The sequence below is a fragment of the Peptoniphilus lacrimalis DSM 7455 genome (assembly GCF_000378725.1).
GTDB lineage: Bacteria > Bacillota > Clostridia > Tissierellales > Peptoniphilaceae > Peptoniphilus_A > Peptoniphilus_A lacrimalis.
Map to the genome: position 1 here is coordinate 249,717 of NZ_KB900368.1, position 19,681 is coordinate 269,397.

General features: G+C 31.9%; 18 protein-coding genes. 1 reads left to right on the forward strand and 17 read right to left on the reverse strand.

The features are described from left to right. The first annotated feature begins 211 nt into the window (after positions 1–211). Positions 212–1,399: a coenzyme F420-0:L-glutamate ligase gene (locus F594_RS0102765; RefSeq protein WP_009346247.1), complete on the forward strand. Its 1,188-nt coding sequence runs from the start codon at positions 212–214 to the stop codon at positions 1,397–1,399. Positions 1,400–1,443: 44 nt separating this feature from the next. Here F594_RS0102765 and F594_RS0102770 read toward each other — a convergent pair whose 3' ends face one another. The 17 genes from F594_RS0102770 to F594_RS0102850 form a co-directional block, all read right to left on the reverse strand. Then, positions 1,444–2,556, reverse strand: coding sequence for an alanine racemase (locus F594_RS0102770; RefSeq protein WP_009346271.1), 1,113 nt, complete (start codon positions 2,554–2,556; stop codon positions 1,444–1,446). After that, positions 2,517–4,004, reverse strand: a complete 1,488-nt coding sequence (gene nhaC, locus F594_RS0102775) for a Na+/H+ antiporter NhaC (protein ID WP_019034464.1) — start codon at positions 4,002–4,004, stop codon at positions 2,517–2,519. Before nhaC ends, F594_RS0102770 begins: the two co-directional genes overlap by 40 nt. Before the next feature lie 120 nt (positions 4,005–4,124). Next, positions 4,125–5,339: an aspartate aminotransferase family protein gene (locus F594_RS0102780; protein WP_019034465.1), complete on the reverse strand. Its 1,215-nt coding sequence runs from the start codon at positions 5,337–5,339 to the stop codon at positions 4,125–4,127. A gap of 18 nt (positions 5,340–5,357) precedes the next feature. Then, positions 5,358–6,242: an acetylglutamate kinase gene (gene argB / locus F594_RS0102785; RefSeq protein WP_019034466.1), complete on the reverse strand. Its 885-nt coding sequence runs from the start codon at positions 6,240–6,242 to the stop codon at positions 5,358–5,360. A 13-nt stretch (positions 6,243–6,255) separates the two neighbouring features. After that, entirely contained in the window at positions 6,256–7,479 is a 1,224-nt protein-coding gene (gene argJ / locus F594_RS0102790) for a bifunctional glutamate N-acetyltransferase/amino-acid acetyltransferase ArgJ (RefSeq protein ID WP_009346262.1), read from the reverse strand. A 51-nt stretch (positions 7,480–7,530) separates the two neighbouring features. Next, positions 7,531–8,583, reverse strand: a complete 1,053-nt coding sequence (argC, locus tag F594_RS0102795; RefSeq protein WP_019034467.1) for an N-acetyl-gamma-glutamyl-phosphate reductase — start codon at positions 8,581–8,583, stop codon at positions 7,531–7,533. A gap of 363 nt (positions 8,584–8,946) precedes the next feature. Continuing rightward, positions 8,947–9,807, reverse strand: coding sequence for a shikimate dehydrogenase (aroE, locus tag F594_RS0102800; RefSeq protein ID WP_019034468.1), 861 nt, complete (start codon positions 9,805–9,807; stop codon positions 8,947–8,949). Further along, a complete protein-coding gene (locus F594_RS0102805; protein WP_019034469.1) occupies positions 9,797–10,828 on the reverse strand; it encodes a TRAP transporter substrate-binding protein in 1,032 nt (343 codons plus the stop codon). The genes aroE and F594_RS0102805 overlap by 11 nt, the downstream gene beginning before the upstream one ends. Before the next feature lies 1 nt (position 10,829). Then, positions 10,830–12,125, reverse strand: coding sequence for a TRAP transporter large permease (locus F594_RS0102810; RefSeq protein ID WP_019034470.1), 1,296 nt, complete (start codon positions 12,123–12,125; stop codon positions 10,830–10,832). Then, positions 12,122–12,586, reverse strand: a complete 465-nt coding sequence (locus F594_RS0102815) for a TRAP transporter small permease (RefSeq protein WP_019034471.1) — start codon at positions 12,584–12,586, stop codon at positions 12,122–12,124. The genes F594_RS0102810 and F594_RS0102815 overlap by 4 nt, the downstream gene beginning before the upstream one ends. Positions 12,587–12,593: 7 nt before the next feature. Continuing rightward, the gene (locus tag F594_RS0102820) at positions 12,594–13,388 is read right to left on the reverse strand and encodes an inositol monophosphatase family protein (protein ID WP_019034472.1); all 795 of its coding nucleotides are present in this window, start codon (positions 13,386–13,388) and stop codon (positions 12,594–12,596) included. Positions 13,389–13,405: 17 nt separating this feature from the next. Beyond that, positions 13,406–14,326 (reverse strand): DMT family transporter, encoded by a 921-nt coding sequence (locus F594_RS0102825; RefSeq protein ID WP_019034473.1) that lies wholly within the window; start codon positions 14,324–14,326, stop codon positions 13,406–13,408. Then, a complete protein-coding gene (gene thrB, locus F594_RS0102830) occupies positions 14,310–15,155 on the reverse strand; it encodes a homoserine kinase (RefSeq protein ID WP_019034474.1) in 846 nt (281 codons plus the stop codon). Before thrB ends, F594_RS0102825 begins: the two co-directional genes overlap by 17 nt. Continuing rightward, positions 15,145–16,617: a threonine synthase gene (gene thrC / locus F594_RS0102835; RefSeq protein WP_019034475.1), complete on the reverse strand. Its 1,473-nt coding sequence runs from the start codon at positions 16,615–16,617 to the stop codon at positions 15,145–15,147. The genes thrB and thrC overlap by 11 nt, the downstream gene beginning before the upstream one ends. Further along, positions 16,617–17,879, reverse strand: coding sequence for a glutamate-5-semialdehyde dehydrogenase (locus F594_RS0102840; protein WP_019034476.1), 1,263 nt, complete (start codon positions 17,877–17,879; stop codon positions 16,617–16,619). The genes thrC and F594_RS0102840 overlap by 1 nt, the downstream gene beginning before the upstream one ends. Next, positions 17,857–18,639 carry a glutamate 5-kinase gene (proB, locus tag F594_RS0102845; protein ID WP_019034477.1) on the reverse strand — a complete coding sequence of 261 codons (783 nt, stop codon included), beginning with the start codon at positions 18,637–18,639 and terminating at the stop codon, positions 17,857–17,859. Before proB ends, F594_RS0102840 begins: the two co-directional genes overlap by 23 nt. 422 nt (positions 18,640–19,061) lie before the next feature. Continuing rightward, positions 19,062–19,681 (reverse strand): EF-Tu C-terminal domain-related protein (locus F594_RS0102850; protein WP_026302292.1); only part of this gene is annotated, 620 nt, incomplete at its 5' end.

A 19,681-nucleotide genomic window follows, 5' to 3' on the forward strand; every position in this document is an offset into this window, starting at 1 on the left:
TTGATTAAAAAAATCTAATAAGGGTAATTTAGAATGGATATAGATTATAATTTTATTATTGAAATTATGATTTATACTATATTCTAATCTTTTTGCAAAGAATTTTATAAAAATTTAAAAAATATTTAAATTTTTGTTTTACTTTTAAAAAAAGATGGAGTATAATCTTCAAGTAAAAAGATAATTTTTTTAAACCTTGGGAGGTTAGTATATGACAAGATATGTTGGTACAGTTGTTCGTGGTATTCGTACACCTATTGTAAAAAGTGGTGACGAATTGGTTTCTATAGTTAGAGATTCATTAAAACTCGCAACTGATGCTGAAAATATTCAAATCCGTGATAGGGATGTTGTTGCTGTTACAGAATCTTTAGTAGCTAGAGCTCAAAATAATTATGTTAATGTTGACCAAATAGCTAAAGATTTGAATGCTAAATTTGATAAAGAAATAGGTATTGTTTTTCCTATTCTAAGTCGTAACAGATTTTCAACTATTTTAAGAGCTATTGCAAAGACTGGAAAGAAAATTCATATTCTTTTCTCTTACCCTTCAGACGAAGTTGGTAATGCTCTTATGAGTCCTGATCTTTTAATCGACAAAAAGATTAATCCCTATTCAGATGTATTAGAAGAAAAAGACTACAGAAGAATTTTTGGACCTGTAGTTAAACATCAATTTACAGGTATTGACTATGTAAGTTTATATAAGGATATATGCAAGGATAATGACTGCGAAATTCATTTTTCTAATAACCCTGTCACAATTTTAAAATATACTGACGAAGCATTAATTTGCTCCACTCACACACGTTTTAATATTAAAAGAATTTTGAAGGATGCAGGTGCTAAAGTTTGTCTTGCTCTTGATGATATCATGACTGAAAGTATTGATGGTAGTGGCTTTAACGAACAATTTGGTCTACTTGGTTCAAACTATGCATCAGACTCAAGACTAAAGTTATTCCCTAGAAATGGTCAAGATTTTGTAGATAATTTACAAAAATCACTAAAAGACTTATATGGAAAAGAAATAGAAGTTATGATTTACGGAGATGGTGCTTTCAAAGACCCAGTTGGAAAAATTTGGGAACTTGCTGACCCAGTTGTTTCTCCTGCTCATACAAAAGGACTTGTTGGTCAACCAAATGAATTAAAAATAAAATATATTGCTGACACAGACCTTAAAGATATGAATACCGAAGAAGCTACTAAAGCTATGAAAGATAAGATTTCTCACAAAAATGCAAATTTAGTTGGAACTAATGAAACACTAGGAACCACTCCAAGAAGAATTACAGACCTTCTTGGTTCACTATGCGACTTGACCAGTGGTAGTGGTGATAAGGGAACTCCAGTTATTTTAATCCAAGGTTATTTCGACAATTTTGCAAGTGAATAATATTAATTTAATTTTAAAAGGACTTCTGCATTGAAGTCCTTTTTTTAATCTCTAACTATTAATCTTACTGTATTTGTGTTAGTAAGATATATCAAGTTTGAATATGAAATTTTAAACTTTATTATATCTCCAACTTTTGTTGGCTCTTTTGCATTAGTAACATCTAAAATTGTATGGTCAGATGATGCTCCAAGTACCTTAATATTCTTATCGAATGCTTTAAGAGCGAAGGGGTCATTACCATAATCTAGTTTACCAATAGAAACAATTGCCCTTGTATGAATACCTATATCTTCATATTCAACAACATTTCCAAAGGCATCTACACCTCTTTGACCTACAGGAAAAGAAGGCTTTGTTTCCACCTCTACTACTTGAGTCCATAATTCAAAAACATCATCATGCAAATAGTCAAGGTCAAGTCCCCAAGTACCAAGACCCATTAACACTGACTCACCCAGCCTTAATTCATTAATACCTTCAGGGATTTTTTTATCTAACAAGGTTAATAATGAAGAAGAACCTCCGCCAGAAACTATATCAATTTTTCTATTAATTCTTTTTTCAATTTCATCTTTAATATCTACAAGTTCTTGAAGTTTTTCCGGAGTTGCAACAATAGAGCCATAACATCCTAAATTAGTTCCTACTCCTGCTAAATATAAATTATCGTATTCATTTTCAATTTTTAAAGCTTCTTCAAATAGATGATCTTTATTCCAGAAGCCTTCTCTCAGATCCCCTATATCTGCCATTAAAACAATTTTATGAATAAGTCCTTGTTTTTTTGCAGCTTCATTTATTAATTTAATTACACTAGGGTCTGACTGCAAAGAAATTTGGCAAATTCTCACAAGTTCATCTACTTCAGAAGGCATAGAAATTCTTATGCACATCAGAGGTGTTTGCAAATTTAATTCTTTGATCACGTTTAGCTGTTCTAATCTTGACGAAGCAATAAAATCAACCTTTCCATCATAAACTTTAGCAATTTCAGCAATGCCGTTAAAGCCTTTTATAACTCCAACTATTGATACATTATAAATTTGGCAACGCTTAGTAAGCGCTGCCAAATTATCTCTAAGTTTATTTAAATTGCAAACAATATAAGGATAAGTTAAATACGAACTGTTCCGTCTATTGGTTTTGTTGGCCATGTTACTACCTTAGAATTTGCTTGTTTAGCATTTAATCTATTACCTTCCATATCAGCACATGTTAAACCTGCAAGTGCCATAATAGCAACTACTATAGGCATAGTGTAGTTGAAGAATAGGTAAGGTAAGTATTGTCCTACACTCATCTTTAATGTTGTTGACATATAAACACCACAAGTGTTCCATGGAATCATTGCACCTGAAACTGTACCTGCACCTTCAAGAGCATTTGATAAAGTTTTTGGATGTAGACCCATGTTGTGATATTCTTCTGCATACATACGACCAGGAACTACGATTGAAATGTATTGTTCTGGCATTGTAGCATTAGATGCGAAACAAGTTACTTCTGTAAGAATAACAAGTTTTGCTGGTGTGTTAGCAAGTGGTTTTAACTTATTAACAATAACTTGAAGTTGTTTTGTATCTTCCATGATACCACCGAACATCATAGCTATTAAAGTCATGGAAACTGAATTCATCATGTTCATTAGACCACCAGTTGAAAGTAGATTATCTACTGATTCAAGTCCTGTTTCAGAAACAAATCCGTTCATACCACAGTCAAGTATTGTACCTAAATTTGAATTTCCAAATAAAGCACCCATTACTGCACCAACAAAAGCTCCTATAGCTATACCAGGAATAGCTGGCATTTTCATAGCTACACAAACAATAACTACGACAGGTGGAATTAATAGGAATGGGTTGATTGTAAATGAAGCTTTAAGAGCATTTGAAATTTCAGCAACTGAACTTAAGTCAGCTCCACCACCTTGATAATAATGGAATCCTAATGCTCCGAAAAATATAATTGATAGTGTATACGCAACAACTGTTGGTAAAATCATGAACTTAACGTGAGTTATAACGTCAGTACCTGCCATAGCTGGTGCTAAGTTTGTTGTGTCTGATAATGGAGACATTTTATCGCCAAAGTATGCTCCTGAAAGACAAGCACCTGCTGTTGCTGCTGGGTTAATTCCAAGTCCTAATGAAATACCCATAAGAGCGATACCCATTGTACCAACTGTTCCCCAAGAAGTACCTGTTGCTAGGGATGTAATTGAACAAATAATTAATGCAGCTATTAAGAAGATACTTGGGTGAATAATCTTTAATCCATAATAAATCATTGCTGGTACAACACCTGCATCTACCCAAATACCAACTAATATACCTATGATAATCAAAATAATTACTGATTGAAGGGCTTTATAAATACCGTCCATCATCATTTTTTCAATTCTATCCCACTTATATCCAAGTTTTAATGCCATTAATGCTGCTGCGCAAGCACCAACAAACATTGGAACGTGTGGGTCAACATGATAAACTATAATACCTACTGCTAATACGCCAATTAAGATAGCTAATGATAATAATGCTTCCCAAAGATGAGGCATTCTGCCTTCTTTTATCTCTTGTTGTTTTTTGTTATTTTCCATAATATAAAAACCGCCTTTTAATAAATCGTTTTCTTAAGTTATTTAAAAAAATTTAAATCCTAAGATTTATTTTTGTTTTGCTTGGCAGCAAATCTGCCAAGCAAAATCTAATTAAATTAATTATTTACCAATTTCAGTTAGCACTTGTTCAAGAATTTCTAGTGCATCGTCTAATGTTTCTTTTGGTATATTTAAAGCTGGAACAAATCTTAATACATTTCCTGCTGTACAGTTAAGGATAAGACCTTTTTCAAAACATGGATTTGTTACTACGTGAGCATCTTCCACATCAAGAACTGCACCAACTATTAAACCTCTACCTCTAACTTCCTTAATAACTGGATGTTTTTTCTTCATTTCATTTAATCTTTCTTGAAGGTAAGCACCCATTTCTTGAGCTCTTTCAGGAAGTTTGTTTTCAATAATAGCTGTTAAAGCTGCTGCTGCAGTAGCTGTAGCTATTGGGTTACCACCGTAAGTAGTTCCGTGGTTACCTGGTTTTAATACATCTGCGAATTTTCCTCTAGCACAGAATGCACCAATTGGAATACCATTACCTAAAGCTTTTGCAAGTGTCATAACGTCTGGTTCAACGCCATATCCTTGGTGAGCAAATAGATATCCAGTTCTTCCGCATCCAACTTGAACTTCATCAAAGATTAAAACAATATCTTTTTCAGTACAGAATGCACGAAGTTCTTTTAAGAATTCTTCAGTACATGGAATAACTCCACCTTCACCTTGTACAGGTTCGATGATTACTGCAGCTGTGTTTGCATTATATTCTTGCTTAACAGATTCCATGTCATTTAGAAGAGCATATCTAAATCCTGCTGGAAGTGGTTCAAAACCTAAGTGAGATTTATCTTGTCCAGTAGCTGTTAATGTAGCTAAAGTTCTTCCATGGAAAGATTGTTTGAAGCTTATAACTTCATATCTTTCTGGATGTCCTTGCATTTTTTGATATTTACGAGCAAGTTTCATTGCTCCTTCATTTGATTCAGCACCTGAGTTACTGAAGAAAACTTTATCCATGCAAGAATTTTCAATAATAATTTTTGCTAGTCTAACACCTGGTTCAATGTAGAAATAGTTTGCACATTGAGTTAGTGTAGCTGCTTGTTCTTGAGTAGCTTTAACTACATCTGGATAGCAATGTCCTAATGCATTAACTGCAACACCTTGTAATAAGTCAATATATTTCTTTCCATCAGCATCCCAAAGGTAAGAACCTTCACCTTTTACCATGCCAACTTCATATTGACCATAAGTATCCATAGTGTACTTTTTACCAGCAGCAACTATGTCCTTATTATTTGTAAATTTTTTATTCATTGGTATTACCTCCTTTAATTACCACTTAATTCCAACGCTATCTTTAGCTTCACCAACAACAGTTCCATGTCCGCCTTCTGCAACGAAAGCTTCATATAAGATACTGTGTGGTTTTCTACCATCCATAATATGGACTTGGTTTACACCATTATTGATAGCTTCAACACAACTATCAACCTTTGGAATCATTCCTCCAGCTATAGTTCCAATTTCCTTAAGTTTAGTAACATCTTTAATATTTAAATAACTGATGACATCTTTGACTTTAATATCATTGCAAAGTCCTTCAATATCAGTTAATAAAATCAACTTTTCTGCCTTTAAAGCTGATGCCAAAGCTCCAGCTGCAGTATCTCCATTAATATTGTAGGAATTTCCTTTATCATCTGCACCTATTGGAGAAATGATTGGAATATATCCTGCTTTAATAAGAGCATCTATAGGTTCAGCATTCACTGAAACAACTTCTCCTACATAACCATAATCATAGTCTGATTGATTTTTCTTGCAGAAATAAATTCTTCCATCAGAACCTGATAAGCTTACAGCCTTACCACCTAAAGCACTTACCTTTTTAACCAAATCTGCACTTACAGAACCTGAAAGAACCATCTCAACAACTTCAATAATTTCTTTAGTGGTTACTCTCAAACCGTTTACAAACTCGCTTTCAATGTTTAGTCTTTCAAGCATTCTATTGATAGCTGGTCCGCCACCATGGGAAAGAACAACATTAACACCAAGTGCTTGTAAAAGTACAGCATCTTCGATAACTGCATTTTTAACTTCTTCGTTAATCATGGCATTTCCGCCAAATTTAACTACTACAGTTTTTCCTTTATATTGGTTTATAAAGGGCATAGCTTCAATTAAAGCATTAACTTTTTCTTCTATATTTATCAAATTATCCTCCTTATTAAGAACGATAATCCCCATTGATTTTTACATAATCATATGTCAAGTCGCATCCGTAAGCTGTTGCGCAAGCATCTCCGTCATGTAAATCAACAGTAATGTAAATTTCTTCTTCAGATAAAATTTCTTTAGCCTTATCTTCGTCAAAGTCAGTACCGAATCCGCCTTCCATAACTGCGATTTTACCAGCTTTACTTTCTAGGAAGCAATCTGCCTTTGATACATCAAATTTTGCTCCAGAATAACCAGCTGCAGCCATAATACGTCCCCAGTTGGCATCTTTACCATAAATAGCAGTTTTTACAAGAGATGAACATACTATTGACTTAGCAACAAGTCTTGCATCTTTATCAGTTGGAAGGTTGTTAGCATGTGAAACTATCATATGAGTAGCACCTTCGCCATCTCTAGCTATTCTTAAAGTAATATCTAAGCAAATTTCTTTTATAAGTTTTGCAAATTTTTCTTTATCTTCTTTAGTTTTTATTTCTACTCCACTAGCTCCATTAGCTATTAAGAATAAAGAGTCATTAGTAGAAGTATCTCCATCAACAGAAAGCATATTGAAAGTATCGTCTACGCTTGCTGATAAATACTTTTGAAGTTCAGCTTGTTCAATCTTAGCATCAGTAGTTATATAAACTAGCATTGTTGCCATGTTTGGATGAATCATACCACTACCTTTTGCCATAGCTCCGATAGTAACTTTACCACCAGAAAATTCTACTTCCATGGCAGATTCTTTTTTAACTGTATCTGTAGTCATGATTGCATAAGCTGCATCAGTACCTTGTTCTCTACTTAGAGTTGGTACAATCTTTTCAAGACCTTTAAGAGCTTTTTCTACTGGTAATTGTTGACCAATAACACCTGTTGAAGAAACAAATACTTGATCTTCGCCTAGTCCTAAAAGTTCTTCAGCTTTCTTTTCAACAGCTTTTGCATTATCAATACCTTTTTGACCAGTAGCTGCATTAGCAATACCTGAATTGATAACAACTGCTCTAGCTTTTCCCTTCTTTAAGATTTCTCTATCAAGAATTACTGGAGCTGCGCAGAAAACATTAGTTGTAAATACAGCCGCACAAGTTGCTTCTTTTTCAGAATAGATAACTGCTAAATCAGGCTTTTCAGGATTTTTGCTTTTGAATCCACAATAAGTGGCACCCGCTAAAAATCCTTTAGGTGAAGTTATTCCTCCACCTTCAATTTTTTTGTAATCCATATATTTCTCCTTTCGATAGGTTATATAAATATATTAATAATAAATTATTAATTATGGATACATTGGTGGACGTAATAGTCCTGTAGTTTCAGGTTTTCCAAAAATGATATTCATATTTTGGATAGCTTGTCCTGCTGCTCCCTTGCCTATATTATCAATAACAGAAGAAATTATGAATCTCTTAGTTCTTGCATCATAAGATGGGCTTATACAACAGAAGTTAGTTCCAGCTGTCCATTTTGTTTCAACTGGTTTTGAAGCAGGATAAACATGAACAAATGGTTCATCTTTATAATGTTTTTGATATAATTCATAAAGGTCTTCATTTGAAATGTCATGATTTGAAGTTGCATAAATAGTTGCTTCAATACCACGAATTTGTGGAGACAAGTGTGGTTGGAAATTAATCATTTGATGTTTACCAGTAATGTACTCGATGTTTTGTTCGATTTCTGGAGTGTGACGGTGTCCACCACCTAATGAATAAGCTCTGAAACTGTTTTCAGATTCTGTAATCATTTTGTTTAACATTGGTCTTCTACCAGCTCCAGTGTATCCGCTCTTAGCATCAATAATGATAGTATTTTCAACTACAAATCCTTCCTTAAGAATTGGCATTAATCCAAGAGTTGAAGCTGTTGGATAACATCCTGGGTTAGAAATAAGATTTTGACCCTTTGCATCTTTTCTATTCATTTCTGGGATACAATATACACAGTTCCTTGTCATTTCAGGATATGTATGTTTAATTTTGTACCATTTTTCATAAACTGCTGGATCACGGAAACGTAAATCTGCACCAAAGTCTATAAATTTCTTTCCACCTTTGAGAACCTTATCAGCAAGTTCACAAGTAGTACCTGCATCAACTGCTGCTAAAACTACATCACTAGCTTCAATAAGTTTACGAAGAGATTCATCAGAAGTATCCAAGATTTCCATGTCATGGAATCCTTGTAATTGTGGGTGAACGTTTTGAATTAAGTCACCTTTTGCGAATCCATCTGCAACCATTTGAAGTTCAGCATCTGGATAATTTACCATTAATCTTAGGAATTCGCCGCAAGCATAAGCAGCTGCTCCTACAACTGAATATTTAATCATTAATATTGTAGCTCCTTTCTACCTATAAAATTTTTCAGAAGTAAATTTTTATTACTTCACTTCTTGTTTAATATTCTATAACTTATTTTAAATTATTTCAAGTCAATTTTTTATGTTAAAGATATAACAAAGTAAATTTTTTTGCATTTTTTTAATTTATTTATTATTAAATTTACTATGAGTTAAATTTCCCCCTATGATTATATAATTTTTTATTTACATATTATTCTTTTTGCCAAACTAAGTTGCTAAAATTACCTTGTTAAATTTGATATTTGCCTAATAATCTGTAATTTTTTTAAAAAAATAAATAAAATCTCCATAAAAAATAAGCTCAACTTACAGAGCTTATTTGATTTCTTGTCATTTTAATAATTTTACTATTCGTTCTTTAATCAGTTTGGTATCCATTTCCTCACCAGTCCAGATATTAAAAGAAATAGCACCTTGATTTATCATCATGTCAATCCCATTGAAAACCTTTAACCCATAGGATTTTGCTTTTCTAAGTAGGGTTGTTTCTAATGGTGAATATATTATGTCATAGATAATTACAGGAAAACCTCTCAAATATTCCGGATCCATTGGGCTATCATCTTTTGACCTTCCCATGCCTATAGGCGTTGCATTTATTACTAGGCTCATTTTGTCTAAATTTTTGGCGAAGTCTTGTTGATCTTTTGTTAAAATTATTTCAAATCCTTTTATTTTTTCTTCTAATCTTTTTTTTACATTTTTTGCCTTATAAAAATCTATTTCCTTAACATAAAGCCTTTTTAATCCCTCTAAACCTAAACAAGTTGCTATAGCAGAGCCTGCTCCTCCAAGGCCCATTATTCCAAAAGTTTTCCCTTTTATATCAATTGAGTTATTTTTTAATGATTTTACAAATCCACGCCCATCTGTATTATATCCCTTTATTTTTTTATTTTCGTCAATTAATATTGTATTGCAAGATCCAATTATTTGTACCTCATCAGAGGCTTCATCTAAATATTTTACTATTTCTATTTTGTTGGGGTAGGTTATATTTGCCCCTTTTGCACCGACAATTTTAAGAGTTTCTAAAACTTTTCCTAAGTCTTTCTTACCTGTTGGTAAACATAAATATACATAATCCTTTTTTACTTTATTAAAACTTAGATTATGCATAAAGGGAGAAAGGGAGTGACTGATGGGATCACCCAAAAGACCTATAAGTTTTGTATTTCCACTAATATTCATTTTTTTCAGACCTTTCTATTTCACTTTTAAATAAATTAATTAAATCTTTATCCACTTGATTTTCCATATCAAGCCATATAGATTTTGATGCTTCTTTCATATCTTTATAAAGTTGTGGAGATAAATCTTTATTAATACAACCATAATCTTTGATTATTTTTAATCTACCTTCATATCGTAAATCTGTTTTTGCCCTTGCTATTTGTTTTGCTTTTTGAGCTGATTCGTCTATTGTTTTTTGCAAATCTTCGGGTAAATCGTTAAGTACTTTTTCTGAACCTATAAGCATTAAAGAATGTAGTATATGATTCGTATTTATAATATATTTTTGTTTTTCGTAAATTTTTGATGCTACTATAAGTTCAAGTGGATTTTCTTGTGCATCTATAAAGCCCTGTTCAAGACCAATATAAACTTCAGGCCATGCCATAGGTGTGGGATTTGCACCTATTGCTTTCCAAAAAGCTATATGATTTTTATTTTCCATGGTCCTAATTTTTATACCCTTAAAATCCTTAATGCTATTTATATTTTTATTTGAAGACATCAATCTAAATCCCTGATCTGCTATAGCTAATAATCTCAAATTCTTGTCCTTATAATAGCTTTTGAGCTTATCGTAAAGAGGACCATCGAGAACTTTTCTTGCAATTTTAAGATTTTTAAAAGCCATTGGCGCATCAAAAATTGCAGCTTGAGGCACAAAAGATACTTGAGGGGCACTTGTTCCCACACAAAAACTTATATTTCCGTTTTGGACTGCTTCAATAAGTTCTGAATCAGAGCCTAGTTGGGAATTTGGATAGGTGTTCATTTTTATCCTTCCCTTAGAATCTTCTTCCAAAATACGGGCAAATTCATTCATAAAAATTCCTGTTACTGTATCTTCTTGAGAATCACAAGCTATATATAGGTTATAGACATCCACTTTATGGTTTTTTCTCCTATTGCCAGTTTGTAAACATGAAGTTTGGCTTAATAGTAACATTAAAACAATACAATTTATAATAATTTTTTTCATATCAATCACCTAAAAAAAGTAAAGAGATTTGAGGAAATGCCGTAATAAGTAAAAGTCCAAATAAAAATACTCCAATAAAAGGTATAACCCTTTTTATTAGCTGGTCTAGAGAAACTTCTGCAAGCGAGGATGCTACAAAAAGATTTACTCCTAAAGGTGGTGTAACAAATCCAATAGCTAAATTTACAACCATCATTACCCCAAAATAAATAGGGTCGATGGAAAAAGTTTTTATAATGGGTAAAAACAGGGGTGTAAGTATTAATATTGCCGGTGTCGTATCCATAACCATGCCCACTAATAATAAAAATATATTTATGAAAATTAAAAGGGCAACTTTTGATGTTATAGAACTTGCGATAACATTTCCTACAATTTCCGTGGCTTTTAAGAAAGTTAAGATTCTAGCAAAACCCGTCGCTGCTGCAATTATAAATAAAACATTACAATAACTTGAAACTGAAGAAATTAATACCTCCTTCATATCTCTTAAATTTATAGTCTTATAGATAAACATAGAAATAAATAAGGAATAAAATACAGAAATTACCGCAGCTTCTGTTGGAGATGCAACTCCCCTATAAATTGAGCCAAGTATAATTATAGGTAACAAAAGTGAAAAAAAAGAATCCTTAAATAAATTTTTAAGACCTCTGTTTTTAATTTCTTGACTATAAATTATTAGTTTTTTCCTATCTTGACCTTTTTTTAAATCATAAAAATACGCATAAATTATCAAAAGAAAACCAAGAAGTAATCCAGGCAATATACCTCCAATAAATAGATCAGAAACTGAAAGTCCTGATGATTGACCATAAAAAATTAGAGGAATAGAAGGTGGAATAATTACACCTAAACCTCCTGCACACGCTACTAATGCCGCTGCATAATTTTTTTCATAGCCTATTTTTTCCATAAGGGGTATTGTCATAGAACCTACTGCAGCTACTGTTGCAGGGCCTGAACCTGATATTGCACCATAAAAAAGACAGGTAACAACACAAGTTATTGGAATTCCAGCTTTTTTCTCGGCAATAAAATAAGAAAAAAAGTTAAAAATTTTATCTGAAATTTTTCCCTTTGCCATTATATGACCTGATAGGATAAACATTGGAACAGCCATTAACGGAAAGGAATTTACTCCACTTATCATCGCCCTAATGATATATTGTGGATCTGCAGGAAACCATGGGTTTATTAGGTTGGGAAGAACTGCTAAAAATAGTAAAACCATTGCAATGGGAAAGCCAAAAATAACTAAAATTATAAAGGCTAAAAGTAAAAGACTTATTATCATTTTTCCCTCCTAATTTTAAATAAATTCTCTACTGCTCTATAAATACTCAAAAGACTTGAAATAAAAACAGAAAACTGCAAAGTCCATGTCGGTATGCCTATTGCAGGAGATTTTTGAGCCGAAAGAATTGATTTATTCAAAACATCAAAAGAAAATAAAGAAATTATTACAAATAAAATAATTATAAAGATGCAATTTAATATTTTTAATCTTTTTTGATTTTTGTAAGACATCCTATAAGACAAAAAATCCACTCTAATCGAAATCCCCTTTTTTATTGAATAGGGAATTCCCAAAAATGTGGACCATATGAATAAATATCTTACCAACTCTTCTGACCAAGATAAAGAATTATTGAATACATATCTAGCAACTATTTGAAGACCTAAAACTATACTCATAAGGACTAACAGAGTCATCAAAATTATTTCTTCAAAATTTTTTTCTAATTTTTTTAACATCTCTCACCTAATAATAATAAATTTCCAATTCTCTCAATAATGAAGGGTTGGCACAAATTACCCCACTTTTTCTTTTTAGGATCAGGTCATTACCATGAAAATCTTTAATCACGGCTCCCGCTTCTTTTAAAATCAGTAAACCTGCAGCAAAATCCCAAATATTTAAATCTTCTTCCAAAAATGCGTCTGTTCTTCCAGAAGCAACATAACACATTTCAAGTGCTGCCGATCCAACTCTTCTTATGCCCTGACTATTTAAAAAAAGCCCCTTTATCATATCAAAAGTTTCTTCAGTTCTGTTTATTCTAAATCCACCAGCTCCAATGGCACAAAGAGCATCTTTTAAATTATTAATATTTGAAACTCTTATAGATTTTTCACCTAAAAAAGCACCATATTCTTTTATTGCCCAAAAAAGTTCTTTAGTATGGGGATCATATATCATGCCAAGTAAAATCTTCCCATCTTTGGCAAGACCTAAGCTTATTGAAGAATGTTTATAACCGTGTACTAAATTGGTTGTTCCATCGCAAGGGTCTAAAATCCAAGTTAATTTATTAATATCTATATCATCATTATTTTTTTCTTCAGCAATAAATTGTGCATGGGGCAAAATATTTAAAAGTTTAGCTTTTAAATATTCCTGAACCTTCACATCGACTTCTGTAACAAAATCATTTTTACCCTTTATTCTTATTTCATCCTTTGGAGGTCTATCCTCATAAAAAAATTCACCACTGTCGGCCAAATCTTTTTCAACTTTATTTTTCATTTCTAATAGTGTATTTATATCTAAATCCATGTTTCCCCCTAAAAATATTAATTCTTACCTTCCATCAAATCTGAATGTAAAAAATTTGTAGCAAAACTTGTCAAAAATAAAGCTACAAATAAATAGATATTAAATTTATCTTTTAAGATTATAACCGAAAGAAATGCCCCAAAAATTGGTATAAACATCTTATATGCCCCTACATTTGATGCTTTTTGATATCTCAAAAGCATATACCAAATAACAAAAGCTGTGGAAGATATAAAAGAACCATAAATTAATAAAACAATAGCTTTAAAATTAAAGATTAGAGGATGTTGATGAGTAAATAAACCCATAATAATTAATAAAAAACCTCCAAAAATAAATTGGAAAATAGAAATATTATAGGTATTTTCCTTTGAACCCCATTTCTTCATAATAACTGTACCCAAAGCATTTAGGGCTGTCGACATTATAATAAATACTTCACCTCTTAGGGAAACAACTCCATCAACTTTTCCCCCAACATTTGATAATAAGGTAGCAATTATTCCTAAGATTACACATATAACTTTTTTTAAATTGAATTTGTCATCTCTAATCAATATATGAGCAAAAATCAAGACCATAAGAAAATTAGTTGATTGAATTATTGAGGAATGGACACCAGAAATCAAAGCCAAACCGTTATAATAAAAAATATATGCAACAGTTATTTGAACAACTGTAGAAATTATATAAAACATAAGAGAAAAGCCTTTTTTTCTGTCAGATTTTTCTTCAAATAAAAATTTATAAAATATAACAAAAAAACCCGCTAGAAAAAATCTATAACCTGCCACTAAAATCATAGAGCCAGGATCTTTACTCGTTATTCCTAAGACCTTGTAAGTTGTTTTTATCATAGGTATGGCACTTCCCCACAAAAACATAGCGAAAAGAGCCATCAAGGCAGAAGTATTCTTGTTTTTAAAAATCTTTTCCAATTATCTTAACGCCTTCTCCAGCACCTAATTCTAAAATTTTATATGTTGACGGACATACATTTTTTAAATCTCTATAGATATCTTTATTATCCTTAGAAGAAATAATTAGTATTGTAGGTCCTGCTCCAGAAATAAAAATAGCAGCATTTCTCCTGTCAGCAATTTCTTTATATTTATCAAAATCCACTATTAATTTTTTTCTATAAGGTTCGTGTAGCCTATCTCCATATATCTTACATAGCATATCAATGTCGCCTTTTTCTATAGCTCTTGAAATTAAATTTGAGTGTGAAATATTATAAATTGCATCTTCAAGTTTAACTTCAGTCTTTACAAGAGATCTAGCAAGTGCAGTTTTCAAAGGATAATCAGGAACAATAACAATATAGGATAGGTTTTCTGACGGCTCCACTTTATAAAATAAAACTTCATCATCCACTTTTGTAGAAATTACAAGTCCCCCATATATAGCTGGTGCAACATTATCAGGATGACCTTCAATTTCTGTTGCAAAGCTTAAAATTTCCTTTTTTGAATACTTATCTCCTAAAAGAACATTAGCACCCATTAGCCCGCCAACAATACAGGTAGCAGATGATCCTAAACCTCTTGCTATAGGAACATTTTCAGAAACTTCAATTTTTACTTTTGGACACTCTTTTTTTTCTTTATCAAATAAATACTTAAAAGACTTATAAATCAAATTACTATTATCAAAATCTTCTTGGCTGGGACTAAAAATAAATTCATTTGATAAAGATAAACTCATACCCATTGTATCATAACCAGCTCCTAAATTTGCACTGGTAGCTGGGACTCTAATTTTCATCATTATCACCTAAAATTTTCATTATTTCTTTTTTAATATATTCTTTATCAATAACAATATTTTGTAGAATATCTTTCTTATCTAAATTTTTTAAATTCTCAGGTATAGGAATATTTGTTATTTTATTGATTTTTTCAATTATATTAAAATCATCACTTCCACTAATATTTAAAGCTTTTCCTATAGATGCTGGGAATTTATAAAAAGAAGCAGTTGAAGCAAGTAAAATTTTTCTATTATCATCATTTTCCTTGAGATAATCTTCTACAGCCTTAATACATACTGCTGTATGAGTGTCGCAAAGATAATTGAAATTTTTATAATATTTTTTAATTATTTGTAAAGCCTCATCATCCTCAGCGTAATATCCCTTAAATTCTTTAAGAGATTTCTTACATTCATCAGAAATTTTATAAGTTCCATTATTCTTTAAAGATTCCATGTAGGAATTTAATTCTTCAGGAGCTTTTAGATATAATAATCTTTCTAAGTTTGAAGAAATTAAAATATCCATGGAAGGAGAATTAGTTTTATAAAATTCTCTATTTGCATTATAAATTCCGCTATTGAAGAAATCTGTCAAAACATTATTTTTATTAGATGCTACAATAAAATTCCCTATATTTAGACCCATAACTTTAGCCAAATATGCAGCCAAAATATTACCAAAATTACCTGTTGGCACTGCCACATTTATCTCTTCCCCATCTTTGATTTTGGATTTTTTTACCAAATCATAGTAAGCATAAAAATAATACACAATTTGTGGAACAAGTCTACCTATATTTATTGAATTTGCTGATGATAATAAAATATTTTTTGATTCCAAAAAATCTCTCAATTCTTTGTCATTAAAGGCATCTTTCAGAGCACTTTGAGCTTGGTCAAAATTCCCTTTTATACCAATGGCATAGACGTTTGTGCCTTCTTGTGTAAGCATTTGATATTTTTGTATAGGACTAACTCCATCAGTAGGATAAAAAACAATTATAAAAGTATCCTTAAGATTCTTGAAACCTTCAAGAGCAGCTTTTCCTGTATCACCGGAAGTGGCAGTTAAAATTCCTATTTTCTTATCTTTATCCTTAGCCAATAATATAAAATAAGGAAGAATTGAAAGGGCAAAATCTTTAAAGGCACTTGTCCTTCCATGGAAAAGTTCCATTATATATAGAGAATTAACCTCCTCTACCTTTAAGGAATTATCCACAGAAAAATTTTCTTTGCTGTAAGCCTTATCAATAATTTCTCTAAGAATTTTTTTATCTATATCATCAAAAATAGTTGAGATAATGACTTCAGCAAAGTCCCTATAATCCATCCTATCTTTGATATCTTGACTTAAATTTACTTTATTAAATTTTTCTGGCATAAATAAGCCACCATCTGAAGCAATACCTTTGACTATAGCTTCAAAAGATGATGAAAGCTTATCCTTACCCCTAGTTGAAATATATTTCATTACTCCCTCACTTGACCATTACCTAAAATTACAAATTTACTGCTGACAAGTTCATCAAGTCCAACAGGTCCTCTTGCATGAAGTTTTTGAGTTGATATACCCAGCTCAGCACCGAATCCGAATACACCACCATCTGTAAATCTTGAAGAGGCATTTACATATACAGCCGCTGAATCAACTCTTTTAGTAAATTCCATGGCATTTTCATAACTTTCAGTTACTATAACTTCACTGTGTCCTGTTGAATATTTATAAATATGATCAATAGCCTCATCTAAAGAATCTACTATTTTCATAGAAAAAGCCATATCTAAATATTCCTTGCCATAATCATCTTCTTTGGCATCATCTACATTTTTTAAATACTCTTTGGAATTTTTTCCCGCATAAACTTTTATAGTACATTTATCAATTAATTTTTGAAGTTCTGCAAAAAATTTCTTATCAACATCCTTATGAACTAGAAGGCTCTCCATGGCATTACAAACTCCAACTCTTTGAGTTTTTGCATTTTCAATAATTTTTATCGCCATATCAACTTTAGCAGAAGAATCTACATAAACATGACAATTCCCCACACCTGTTTGTAGAGTTGGAACCTTTGCATTTTCCACAACTGAATTTATTAAAGAAGCAGAACCCCTAGGCACAAGCAAATCTACATAACCTTTAAGCTGCATCAAATATAAAGCAGAATCTCTCTTTGTATCTTCAATTATTTGTACCATATTTTCATTATAAGATAAACTTTTAATAGCTTCTCTTATAGATGAAGCAATAGCAATATTAGAATTTATTGCCTCCTTGCCACCCCTCAAAATGATAGAAGAACCTGCCTTTAGTGAAAGTGCAGCCGCATCTAAAGTTACATTAGGTCTTGCTTCGTATATAATTGCAATAACCCCCATTGGCACAGTCCTTTTTGCAATATTTAAACCATCAGAATTTATAAAAGCCGACAAGGTTTTGCCAACAGGGTCATTTAATGAAATTATTGTGTCTAAAGAATCTGCCATATTTTCAATTCTTTGTCTATTGAGAAGAAGCCTATCTAAAAGACCTTGGCTCATTCCTATTTCTCTACCATGAGCCATGTCTTTTTTATTTTCTTCCAATATATACTCACAATTACTTATTAAATTCTTTTTTATTTGAAATAAAATCTCATTCTTTTCCTTAGCATTTAATCGTGCCAAATCTCTAGATGAAACTTTAGCATTTTTCCCAATTTGTAAAATTTTATCTTGTAAAGTAAGTTCCAACTTCATCACCCTTCATAATTTGTCTAATTATCTTAAAATCCTTGGCATTAGCGATAACAACATCAATATTTTTCTCCAAACACATTCTTGCCGCATTAATTTTTGTTGACATTCCACCAACACCACGTTCAGAATTAGTTTCTTTAGCAAAATCTATAACACTTTCTATATTATCAACAGTTTTAATGAGTTTAGCACCACTATTAGTCCTTGGATCATCAGTATAAAGTCCATCAATATCTGAAAGCATAATCAAAAGATCCGCATTTACAATCTTTGCAATTATAGCAGAAAGCGTATCATTGTCCCCAAACTTAATTTCAAAAGTCGATATAGTGTCATTTTCGTTAACTATGGGAATAGCAGGGAGATGTGCCAAATTATCAAAAGTATTTACAGCATTTTCATACATTGTCCTATCTGTTTCAATCTGTCTTGTAAGTAAAATTTGAGCCGTAGAATATCCATAGTGATTAAGAGTCCTATCATAAATATTAATCAAAGATACCTGCCCTACCGCTGCCGCTGCTTGCTTTACAGAAGTTTCTTTAGGCCTTTCTTTCAAATTTAACTTTTTTCTACCTACAGCAATCGCTCCAGAAGAAACTAACACCACATCAATACCATGATTTTTTAAATTTGCAAGTTCAAAACATAAATCATCTATCTTTTCTAAATTAGCCGCTCCGTCCTCATGGGTTATAGAAGAAGAACCGACTTTTATAACAAGTTTTTTAATGTTCCTTTTAAACTCTCTCATAGTACACCTCACTTCATTTTTTTAATATACTTAAAAAATACTAATTAGTCAAGTATTGCCTATTATTATCAGTACAATTGGAATTTTTTATAAAAATAAACAGCTCTAAAATGGCTCTATAATATCTGTTGGGGAGTAGATCTCTAACAGATTTTTTTATGTGAAAAATTGCACTTATACGCATTTAGTCCTAAACTTAAAATAACCAAAAATAAAGTTTGGAGGTGCATATAAGTGCAAAGTAATAATAACATGAATTTATTGGGTTTTAAGGATGTAATTTTTGATAGCTCTTTTTAGGATAATAATTTTTTTGTCTATCTTCTGTTAAAAAGATGGATGCTTGTCTTAACGAGCCTCCCCAATATCTGACATAGAAACAAAAAATAGCGGTCATAAATGACCGCTAAAATTTTTAATTATTATTCTAAGATTTTAGAAACAACGCCTGATGCAACTGTTCTTCCGCCTTCACGTATTGCAAATCTTAATCCTTCATCCATTGCTATTGGTGTTATTAGGGTTACTGTGAATGTTGCATTATCTCCTGGCATTACCATTTCTGTTCCTTCTGGTAATTGGATATCTCCTGTTACGTCTGTTGTTCTGAAGTAGAATTGTGGTCTGTAGCCGTTAAAGAATGGTGTGTGTCTTCCGCCTTCTTCCTTTGTTAGTACGTATACTTCTGCTTCGAATTTTGTGTGGGGATGTATTGAGTTTGGTGCTGCTAATACTTGTCCTCTTTCGATTTCGTTTCTTTGTACTCCTCTTAGTAGCGCTCCGATGTTGTCTCCGGCTTCTGCTTGGTCTAGTTGTTTTTTGAACATTTCTACTCCGGTTACTACTACGGATCTCTTTTCGTTTGTTAGTCCTACGATTTCTACTGTGTCGCCTACTTTTACTGTTCCTCTTTCTACTCTTCCTGTTGCTACTGTTCCTCTTCCTGTGATGGAGAAGATGTCTTCTACTGGCATTAGGAATGGATGGTCTACATCTCTTGCTGGTGTTGGAATGTATTCGTCTACTTCTTCCATTAGTTTTA

What these genes read in the sequence shown, in the direction of transcription:
- F594_RS0102765 (WP_009346247.1), top strand. Translation starts at nt 212, where the DNA reads ATGACAAGATATGTTGGTACAGTTGTTCGTGGTATTCGTACACCTATT.
- F594_RS0102770 (WP_009346271.1), bottom strand. Translation starts at nt 2,556, where the DNA reads ATGGCCAACAAAACCAATAGACGGAACAGTTCGTATTTAACTTATCCT.
- nhaC (WP_019034464.1), bottom strand. Translation starts at nt 4,004, where the DNA reads ATGGAAAATAACAAAAAACAACAAGAGATAAAAGAAGGCAGAATGCCT.
- F594_RS0102780 (WP_019034465.1), bottom strand. Translation starts at nt 5,339, where the DNA reads ATGAATAAAAAATTTACAAATAATAAGGACATAGTTGCTGCTGGTAAA.
- argJ (WP_009346262.1), bottom strand. Translation starts at nt 7,479, where the DNA reads ATGGATTACAAAAAAATTGAAGGTGGAGGAATAACTTCACCTAAAGGA.
- argC (WP_019034467.1), bottom strand. Translation starts at nt 8,583, where the DNA reads ATGATTAAATATTCAGTTGTAGGAGCAGCTGCTTATGCTTGCGGCGAA.
- aroE (WP_019034468.1), bottom strand. Translation starts at nt 9,807, where the DNA reads ATGAATATTAGTGGAAATACAAAACTTATAGGTCTTTTGGGTGATCCC.
- F594_RS0102805 (WP_019034469.1), bottom strand. Translation starts at nt 10,828, where the DNA reads ATGAAAAAAATTATTATAAATTGTATTGTTTTAATGTTACTATTAAGC.
- F594_RS0102810 (WP_019034470.1), bottom strand. Translation starts at nt 12,125, where the DNA reads ATGATAATAAGTCTTTTACTTTTAGCCTTTATAATTTTAGTTATTTTT.
- F594_RS0102815 (WP_019034471.1), bottom strand. Translation starts at nt 12,586, where the DNA reads ATGTTAAAAAAATTAGAAAAAAATTTTGAAGAAATAATTTTGATGACT.
- F594_RS0102820 (WP_019034472.1), bottom strand. Translation starts at nt 13,388, where the DNA reads ATGGATTTAGATATAAATACACTATTAGAAATGAAAAATAAAGTTGAA.
- thrB (WP_019034474.1), bottom strand. Translation starts at nt 15,155, where the DNA reads ATGAAAATTAGAGTCCCAGCTACCAGTGCAAATTTAGGAGCTGGTTAT.
- thrC (WP_019034475.1), bottom strand. Translation starts at nt 16,617, where the DNA reads ATGAAATATATTTCAACTAGGGGTAAGGATAAGCTTTCATCATCTTTT.
- proB (WP_019034477.1), bottom strand. Translation starts at nt 18,639, where the DNA reads ATGAGAGAGTTTAAAAGGAACATTAAAAAACTTGTTATAAAAGTCGGT.